The sequence below is a fragment of the Chachezhania antarctica genome (assembly GCF_003646465.1).
In the GTDB taxonomy this organism is placed as follows: Bacteria; Pseudomonadota; Alphaproteobacteria; order Rhodobacterales; family Rhodobacteraceae; genus Chachezhania; species Chachezhania antarctica.
This window is the reverse complement of the sequence record NZ_QZEX01000017.1, coordinates 63643-72855: the sequence shown is the minus strand read 5'-3', so window position 1 is coordinate 72855 and position 9213 is coordinate 63643. Positions and strand designations below refer to the sequence as shown.

Annotated in this window: 6 protein-coding genes; 3 read left to right on the top strand and 3 right to left on the bottom strand. The window is 66.3% G+C overall.

What is annotated here, in order from left to right; all coding sequences use genetic code 11:
- Positions 1 to 804 (bottom strand): cation:proton antiporter domain-containing protein (locus tag D4754_RS21965; protein WP_205589691.1); only part of this gene is annotated, 804 nt, incomplete at its 3' end.
- 366 nt (positions 805 to 1170) lie between these two features.
- On the opposite strand from D4754_RS21965, the gene D4754_RS21960 reads away from it, so the two are divergent.
- On the top strand, positions 1171 to 3645 hold the full coding sequence (locus D4754_RS21960) for an NAD-dependent epimerase/dehydratase family protein (RefSeq protein WP_121068134.1): 2475 nt from the start codon (positions 1171 to 1173) through the stop codon (positions 3643 to 3645).
- 67 nt (positions 3646 to 3712) lie between these two features.
- Here D4754_RS21960 and D4754_RS21955 read toward each other — a convergent pair whose 3' ends face one another.
- Positions 3713 to 4819, bottom strand: a complete 1107-nt coding sequence (locus D4754_RS21955) for a calcium-binding protein (RefSeq protein ID WP_121068132.1) — start codon at positions 4817 to 4819, stop codon at positions 3713 to 3715.
- Between the two features lie 76 nt (positions 4820 to 4895).
- On the opposite strand from D4754_RS21955, the gene D4754_RS24155 reads away from it, so the two are divergent.
- Both D4754_RS24155 and D4754_RS21940 read left to right on the top strand, forming a co-directional pair.
- Positions 4896 to 6011, top strand: coding sequence for a sensor histidine kinase (locus D4754_RS24155; RefSeq protein ID WP_163026025.1), 1116 nt, complete (start codon positions 4896 to 4898; stop codon positions 6009 to 6011).
- Positions 6008 to 6637 (top strand): response regulator, encoded by a 630-nt coding sequence (locus D4754_RS21940; protein WP_121068128.1) that lies wholly within the window; start codon positions 6008 to 6010, stop codon positions 6635 to 6637. The genes D4754_RS24155 and D4754_RS21940 overlap by 4 nt, the downstream gene beginning before the upstream one ends.
- Positions 6638 to 7032: 395 nt before the next feature.
- Here D4754_RS21940 and paoC read toward each other — a convergent pair whose 3' ends face one another.
- The gene (gene paoC / locus D4754_RS21935; protein WP_121068126.1) at positions 7033 to 9213 is read right to left on the bottom strand and encodes an aldehyde oxidoreductase molybdenum-binding subunit PaoC; all 2181 of its coding nucleotides are present in this window, start codon (positions 9211 to 9213) and stop codon (positions 7033 to 7035) included.

Sequence of the window (9213 nt, the reverse complement as noted above, 5' to 3'; positions counted from 1 at the left end):
CGTCAGCCCGGCGGCGACCACGGCGATCACCCCGGACGCGCCCGCGCCCTGTTCCGCGACAATGTAGGCAAGATAGGGCAACGCCACCGAGACCGAGATCTGGGCCAGGTCGTGGCGGCTGAACAGCGCCATGACCCACACCGCGATCCGCGCGAACACGACGCCGGTCAGCGCACCGCCCAGGATGATGATCGGAAACCGGGCCAGAGCCTCGCCAAGGTTGGGGTCCGGAATGCCAAGCATCACGAAGCCCATGAAGAGGCCGAACAATGCGATCGCCGCCGCATCGTTCAGCAGGCTTTCGCCCTCGATGATCCGTACAAGACGGCGTGGGGCCGAGATCGAGCGGAAGATCGAGACCACCGCCGACGGATCCGTCGTCGAAACGATGGACCCGATCAGCAGGCAGGCCACAAGGGGCAGGGCGCTGGCCCACGACAGAGCGAAACCGACGGACAGGGTGGCCACCACGACGGCCACCACCGCCAGCACGAGGATCGGCACCCAGTCGTCCAGCATCCGCCGCAGGTTCATCCCCAGCGTCGCCTGGAACAGCAGCGTGGGCAGAAAGACATACAGGAAGACGTTCGACCGGATCGGCAGATTGATGATCGCTTCGGCCACCGGGTCCAGCGCATCGGTCAGGTTCGTTCGCAACAGGAAGATCGCGCCCGCGCCGATCAGGCTCCCCAGAACCGCAAGGATCACGCTGTAGGGCAGCCGCACGCGCGCGGCAAAGGGCTCGGCCGCGGCGATGACGAGGAAAAGCGACGCTATGACGGTGATGACGACGATGATGTCCATGCAACGGAATTACCAGAATGACCCCGAGGCGCACGCAAATTCTCGGACCCAAGACCGGGACACCGGCAGTCACATGCCGTCCAGATCGCTCTTGCGACCACATTGCGCAAACCATGGGTGGAGACCGGTTTCGAAAACCGTCCCAGAAAGATGCAACGGAGATCCCGCGGCACTTCCGTAGCGGGCCCGCGCCAACGCGCCGGCAGGGAACATTCCGCGCCGGGCACCGTTCCCAGACCACGTGCCCGACGCGGCACCCGATACCCCGCCACCTTGGCGACAGACGGCCTGCCGGGTTGAAACCCCCGTCGGGACGGACCGGTTTCCTGTCGCACCCTGTACGTTTGAAGACAGCCGGGAGTGAGAATGCCAGACGATGAAACGCAAAAGAAGCCCAACGTCCTGATCACGGGTGCGGCGGGCAATATCGGCCAGCGGCTGACGAAGCTCCTGTCGGACGATTACCATGTCCTGGGGCTCGACCTGCCGAACAGGAGCGACGACGAAAACCTGTTCGGCTGCGATATCACCGATCCGGCGTCGGTCGAGGCCGCGGTGGGCAAGATCGCCGAAACCACCGGCGGGCAGCTTGCGTCGGTCATCCACCTTGCCGCCTATTTCGACTTCACGGGCGAAGAGAAGCCGCAGTACCAGGCCGTCAATGTCGACGGCACCCGCAACCTGCTGAAGGCGCTGCGGCAGGTCGAGGTGGAACAATTCGTCTATTCCGGCACGATGCTGGTCCACGCGCCGGGTCAGCCCGGCGAACGGATCGACGAATCCGCGCCGATCGACCCGCAATGGGCCTATCCCCAATCGAAGGCGCAGACCGAGGACGTGATCCGCGAGCATGCCGCCGAGGACATGAAGACGGTCTTCCTGCATCTTGCCGGGCTTTACGACGAACAGACGGCGGTGCCCACGCTGTCGCACCAGATCGCGCGGATCTACGAACGCAGTTTCAAAAGCCACGCGTTCTCCGGCGATATGAATGCCGGGCAGGCTTTCATCCACAGGGACGACATGCTGGACCTCTTCCGCCGGGTGATCGCCCGGCGTGCGGACCTTGACCGGGGCGAGGTCATCCTTGCGGGTGAACCCGACGCGATGGGCTATGGCAAGTTGCAGGACCGGATCGGCCAACTGATCCACGGGCAGGAGCAATGGGAAACGCTGGTGCTGCCGGCCGGCATGGCGCGGATGGGCGCGGCGATGCAAACACGGGCCGAGCCGGCGATCCCCGATGCGCTGGACCAGGGCGAAAAGCCCTTCATCCGGCCCTTCATGATCGACATGGCGAGCGATCACTACGCGCTCGACATATCGAAGGCGCGGCGGCTTCTCGACTGGGCGCCGGAACATGACATCGAAGACGTCCTGCCCAGGCTGATCGAGACGCTGAAGGACGATCCCGTCGGGTGGTACAATGCCAACGGCATTACCCCGCCGCCATGGCTGGAAGCCGCGGACGCCCGGACCGACGACCCCGAAGCCTTGCGCGCGAGGCATGAGGCGAATTACCGCGCTCGCCATCGCGACACGCTGTGGGGCGGCTGGGTCAATGCCGGGCTGGGGATCTGGATGATGACCTCCGGGCCGCTTCTGGGCTATGGCGGGGGGCTGGCCGTCAGCAACCTGCTGTCGGGCGCGCTGCTTCTGGTTCTGGGTCTCCTGTCGATTTCGTGGCGGCTGGCCTGGGCGCGGTTCGCGGCGGCGGGCGTTGCCTGCTGGATCCTGTTCGCGCCGCTGGTCTTCTGGACCGACAGCGGGGCGGGATACCTGAACGCGACGCTTGTGGGCATGCTGGCCTTCGCCTGCGCGCTGTGCCTGCCGCCGGCGCCCGGCGTGTCGCCGGTGGCCGCCGAAACGGGCCCCGAGATCCCTAGGGGCTGGTCCTATTCGCCGTCGGACTGGTTCCAGCGCCTGCCGGTGATCGCGCTGGCGCTGGTGGGGCTTCTGGTCTCGCGCTATCTGACGGCCTACCAGCTTGGCAGCATCGACAGCGTGTGGGAGCCGTTCTTCTCCGGCACGCTGTCGGACCGCAACGGGACCGAGCAGATCATCACCTCGGACGTGTCGACAAGCTGGCCGGTGCCCGATGCCGGCGTGGGCGCGATGACCTATGCGCTGGAAATCCTTGTCGGCATCATGGGCACGGCCGCCCGCTGGCGGACGATGCCGTGGCTGGTGGTGCTGTTCGGGATCATGATTGTGCCCCTGGGCGCGATCTCGATCTTCTTCATCGTCATCCAGCCCATCGTGATCGGCACCTATTCCACGCTCGCGCTGATCGCGGCCTTCGCGATGGTCTGGCAGATCCCCTATTCGCTCGATGAGCTCGTCGCGACCTACCAGTTCCTGCGTCGCCGCCACGCGGCCGGGCAACCGTGGATGCGCGTTTTCTTCACCGGCGATACCGACGAATACGGCGAAGACCTCCCGCGGGAGGATTTCGAGAGGGCGCCGAAGACGATCCTGGCCGACATGCTGACTGGCGGGCTGACGTTTTCGTGGAACCTTTTGGCGTCGATGGCGGTCGGCGTGGTGCTGATGCTGTCGCCGATCTGGCTGGGGCTGGGATCCCCTACCGCAGCTACCAACCATGTCATCGGCGCGCTTGCCATCACCGTGTCGGTCGCGGCGCTGGCGCCCGTCGCGCGGCTGGCGCGGTTCTTGAACCTGCTGATGGGTATCGTGCTTCTGTTCGCGCCGCTTGTGTCGGGTTCGACGACAGCCGGGCTGATTCTGTCCATCGCCTGCGGTCTGGCCCTGATCGGGCTCAGCTTCCGTCGGGGTCCGGTGCACAGCAGCTACGGACGCTGGGACCGACTTGTCAGGTAGCAGGGGCGGGCCCTTGCGTCTCGTGCGTTGAACGGCCCGCGGGAGGGCTCGGCCTCGTGTCCTCCCGCTAGACGCTGACCACCATCAGGTCATCGGCCAGCCCGTCGGTCGTTGTCAGGCCGGACAGGATCAGCGTGTCGCCGTCGCCGAAATCCAGCACCGCGCCCTTTTTCAGGATGTGCGCGACCGAGCCGATCAGGTCTTCCGCTGACCGAGCATCGCTCCAAAGATCGCTGTCGAAGCTCAGCGCGTCGCGGCCGGAGCGGTAATCGGTGATCCGGTCGACGGACATGCCTGCCGCGAAGACGAAGGTATCGGCGCCCTTGCCGCCGGTGATGACGTCGCGCCCCCCGCGGCCCGCCTGCACCGTGTCGATATAGATGTCATGACCATTGCCAAGATCGACCCGATCGCGGCCCTTGCCGGCGTTGACCGTGTCGCGCCCGCCACCGCCGGAAATCTCGTCCTTTCCGCCGCCGCCGTTGATCCTGTCCCTGCCGCCGTTGCCGTCGATCACATCGCGCCCTTTGCCGCCGTTGATCTTGTCCTTTCCGGCTCCGCCGGAAATGTCATCCGCGCCTCTGCCGCCCGCAATCTTGTCCCGGCCGCCGCCGCCCGACAGGGCGTCATTGCCACCCCCACCCTTCAGCTTGTCGGCGCCGCGCCCGGACTGGATGTCGTCGGCGCCTTTGCCGCCCAGCACGATGTCGCGTGCCGTGTCCGTGTTGTTCTCGCGGTAGGTATCCCGGCCCTTGCCCAGCCACGCCTTGTCGGACCCGGCCCCGCCGTCGACGGTATCGGCCCCGCGACCGCCGTCGATCAGGTCGTCGCCATCGCCCGCACTGATGTCGTCGCGCCCGGCGCCACCGGACAGCAGATCGTCGCCGCCACGGCCCCGGATCGCGTCATTGCCGGACAGGCCCAGGATGAAACCGGCCCCGTTGGAGCCCTTCAGCGCCGCGCTTCCGGTGTCATCCTCGTACCCGCTCTCATCAAGCCGGGTGTAGTTCAGGTAGGCGGGCAGGGTCGTGCCGTCGATGTCCCTGACCTGGTCATAATCGGTCAGCCCGAAGATCAGCTTCTGCGTGCCGGTGTAGAACCCCGCCAGCTTGTCGCCAGTACATCTGGCCCCGCTGGCCCGCGGTGAACCAACTGGCGCTGACCTTCCTTGCACTGAACTTCGTCGCGCTGGCCACGTTCTTCGTGGAACGCTTCACGCTCAGCCGGCAGTACAATCCCGGCTGCATGCGGTGGCCGTCGCACTGATCGCGATCCTTGCCGCGCTGGCGTTCCTGTCGCCCCTGCTTCTGCACACGCTCTGGTTCAAGCTCACCGTTCTCGTGGTGATCTGCCTTGGCACGACCGCACAGGTCGTTCTCGCCGTGGCCGCCCTGCGCCGTGGCCAGTCCGGGTCCGTGTTCCTTGTGCTGGGCTTCGGTGCACTGGCCATTTCGATCACGTTCGGGGCCCTAGGCTACATGACCGAAGGCCTGTTCGAACAGGAACTTGCCGGCCGCGCCATCCGTTTGGGCTTCCTGTTTGAAGCGGCGTTCTTTTCCGCCGCCATCGCGCGGCGGGTGCGGGCGGCGCGGCGGGAACGCGATGCCTCGCTGCGCGAACAGTTGCGGCTGTCGGAAGACCGGCTGAACCTGTCCGAGGCGCTGCGCAAGGCCGAAGACGACCGCCAGCGCGCCGCCAATGCCGCCGCGCGCAGCCAGGAGGCGCTGGCAAGTACCGTGCATGACATCCGCCAGCCCCTGGCCTCGCTCCAGATGGCGCTGGCGGGCGGCGGCGCGGTGCCCGACCGCATCACCCGCAGCCTGGACTACCTTGAAGATATCGTGCGCGCGGGCCTTGAAGGCTATAGCCTGCCGCTGGGCACGGGCGACGCCGATTCGACCGCCGAAAACGCGCGGGAACGGTTCCGGGCCGGTGTCGTCCTGAAGAACATCGACGCCATGTTTGCCGCCGATGCCGTGCGGCAGGGTGTGCGGCTGACCGTGGTCGACAGCTCCGCCCATCTTGTCGCCGACCCGCTGGCATTGATGCGGATCATGGGCAACCTCGTGTCGAACGCGCTGCGCCGCGCGAACGCGGAGCGGATCGTCGTCGGCTGCCGCAGACGGCCCGGCGCCCTGTGTTTCGAGGTTCATGACAACGGGCAGGGCATCCCCGCGGCCGAACTGGACCGCCTGCACCAGCGGGGCGAAAAGGGCGCCGCGTCGGACGGTCACGGGCTGGGCATGGCGATCATCGCGGACCTTGCCCGCGAAAACGGGCTATCGTTCGACATGGTATCGACATCCGGGCTTGGCACCATCGCGCGCGTCTCCGTCCCGCTTTCCCGCACCGAGGAGCCCCGATGACAAGACCGACCGCCGTCATAGCCGACGATCACGCCATGATCCGGCAGGGTATCCGCCAGATCCTGACCTCGGCCGGGGTCGATGTGGTGGCCGAGGCCGCCGACGGGCTGGAAGCCATCGCGATGGTCCGCAGCCATCGGCCCGCGCTTTTGATGCTGGACATCGCCATGCCCTATTCCCGCGGGATCGAGGTGTTCGGCGAAGCCCGTCGCTGGGCGCCCGACACGCGGATCGTCGTGTTCTCGGGCCTGACCTCGACCAGCCTGCTGGGCCAGTTGGCCGATGCAGGCGCCGACGGCATATTCCTGAAGCGGGAGGAGCTGATCGCCTTTTCCGACGCCATCCCGCGGATCCTTGACGGCCAGCAAGTCATGGGCCCCGGCGTGGCCGACCTGATCGCGACATCCGAGGAGCAGGCGAGCCTCACGGCCCGCGAGCAACAGATCCTGAGCCTTGTCGCGCAGGGCCTGAACAACCGCGAGATCGCCGAGCGGCTGGGTGTCAGCGCCAAGACGGTCGACAACCACCGCACCAACCTGATGCGCAAGGTCGAGGCGCATTCGGTGGCGGAACTTCTGGCCTATGCCGTGCGCGAGGGCCTGTTGGACGCCAACCGGGAAACCTGAGCCGCCTCGCTGTCTCTGCTGACTGTGGGGACGTGTCGAGATGCTGGCAAAGCCCCGTAGTGAGATTTATGTAAAGAATTAGGGGAGCCTCGACACCGCTGCCGATTGCGCTCAAATCTATGGCGTAACGCGATTTTTTGGGGCGCGCATCGATCGTCGAGCGCCCCGCCATGAGCGCACGTACGGACGTCAGCCTTGAATTTACGACCGCAGCGGCGCTGACCCGACGCCGGACACCCACGACCATGCACGGACCGACTGGAACGGCGAACCAGCCAGTTGAAGTTTTCGGTATTAGCGCCGCCCCGCGCCCGTTCCGGTAGAGATGACTTCAGTACTGCGAACTGGCAGTTTCATCTTTTCGAAATGAACCGTTCTGCGCCGCCCCGCGCGGCTCAGGTCACGGGCAAGCGGTCTAGGAACTTGTCCATCGTCAGGGGGTAGTCGCGAACGCGGATGCCGGTCGCGTTGTAAATGGCATTGGCCACGGCGGCGGCGACACCGCAGATGCCCAATTCGCCCACGCCCTTGGCTTTCAGGGGCGTGGCCACACCGTCCAGCGTGTCGAGGAAGAGCACCTGCTGATCGGGAATATCGGCGTGAACGGCAACTTCGTACCCGGCCATGTCGTGATTGGCGAAGAAACCGCGTGTCCGGTCCAGCGCCATGTCTTCCGACAGCGCCGCACCGACTCCCATCACCATGCCGCCGATGACCTGGCTGCGCGCGGTGATCGGGTTCAGGATCCGGCCGGCATCGCAAACGGCCAGCATCCGGCGCACCCGGCTTTCGCCGGTCAGCGCATGCACGCCCACCTCTACAAAATGCGCGCCGAAGGTGGCGACCTCGTACCCGTCCTGAAAGTCGCCCCATTCGATCGCGTCTTCGGCGGAGACCTCCTCGGTGATCTCGGACAGCGCCATGTCGGTCGCGCCGCCAGTGACGCGCCCGTCCGCGAAGGCCGCATCGTTCAGCCCCAGCCTGCCCGCGATCTTGTCGCGCAGCGCCATGCACGCCGCGTAGACGCCCGCGGTGGAGCTGGCCGCGCCGAACTGACCGCCCGATCCGGACGACACCGGGTAGGTGCTGTCGGCCAGGCGCATCTCGACATCTTTCAGCGCCATGCCCATCGTTTCGGCCGCGGTCTGGGCAAGGATTGTGTAGGAACCGGTGCCGATGTCGGTCATGTCGGTCTCGACGATCAGCTTGCCGCCTTTCAGAATGGCCCGCGCGCCGGATGGCAGCACGGGTGCGCCACGAAACGCGCCGGCCACGCCATGGCCGATCAGCCAGTCGCCGTCGCGCCGTGCGCCGGGGGTCGTGTTGCGGTCGGCCCAGCCGAAAACCTCGGCCCCGCGTTTCAGGCATTCGACGAAATTCCGGTCGCTGAATGGGGTCTCCGGGTCCGACGGGTTCACCTGCGTATCGTTCACGATCCGGAACTCTACCGGGTCCATGTCCAGCGCCACGGCCATCTCGTCCATCGCGATTTCCAGCGCCATCAGGCCCGACGCCTCGCCCGGCGCGCGCATGTCGGCGGTCTCCGGCAGGGGCATGTCGACCACGTGGTTCTTCACCCGGCGCGTTTGCCCGGCATAAAAGAGCGGTGTCGGCGCGGTGGCGGTCTCGCCCCGCCCGCCCGGCAGGCAGTACGACGCGGCCTCGTGCCAGAGACCCTTGAGCCTGCCATCCGCATCGGCGGCCAGCCGGATACGCTGCACGGTGGCGGACCTGTGTGTCGTGTTGTTCATCACCATCGGCCGCGGCAAGGCCAGCTTGACCGGTTTGCCCGCCGCGCGTGATCCCAGGGCGGCCAGAACCGCATCGGCCCGCAGCCACAGTTTCGAGCCAAACCCGCCGCCGACATAGGGGCTTTCGACACGGATACGGTCGGGGTCGATCCCGAAGGTGGTGGCGATGGATTGATGGTTCCAGTTGATCATTTGGTTCGAGGTCCAGACCGTCATGTCGCCGCCATCCGACCAGTCGACGGTGGAACTGTGCGGCTCCATCATCGTGTGGCTTTCGGCGGGGGTGCGGTACATCTGGTCGGTCACCACCGCCGCGTCGCGGAACGCGGCCTCGACATCGCCCACCAGCGTGTCGGGGTCGCCCGTGCCTTCGACGTCGCGGAATGCCGCATCCAGATTGAGGTTCGCCGCCTCGCCCGCTTCGTACTCGACGCGGATAAGGGCCGTGGCAGCGCGCGCCTCTTCGAACGTGTCGGCGACCACGACGGCGATGGCCTGATGGTAATGCTGCACCTCGTCGCCGCCGAAAAGGCGCGCGATGTTGTTCATGCCCTTCTCCAGCGGGTCGATGTCCAGTGTCGTGACGACGGCGCGGACACCCGGGGCGTTGCGCGCGGCGGTCGCGTCCATCGAAGTGATGCGTCCGTGGCCTATGGCAGCGCCAAGCGGATAGCCGTAAAGCGCATCGGGCGCCACGTCGTTGCGTTCATAGGCATAGGGCGCCGTGCCTGTGACCTTCAGCGGACCGTCGATCCGGGGCGTCGGCTTGCCGATGATCTTTTTGTCGTCGAAGAGGTTCGTTTCGGCCGGGGAATCGAATTTCAT

Coding starts and splice junctions, on each gene's coding strand:
- paoC (WP_121068126.1), bottom strand. CDS start 9,213: ATGAAATTCGATTCCCCGGCCGAAACGAACCTCTTCGACGACAAAAAG.
- D4754_RS21960 (WP_121068134.1), top strand. CDS start 1,171: ATGCCAGACGATGAAACGCAAAAGAAGCCCAACGTCCTGATCACGGGT.
- D4754_RS21940 (WP_121068128.1), top strand. CDS start 6,008: ATGACAAGACCGACCGCCGTCATAGCCGACGATCACGCCATGATCCGG.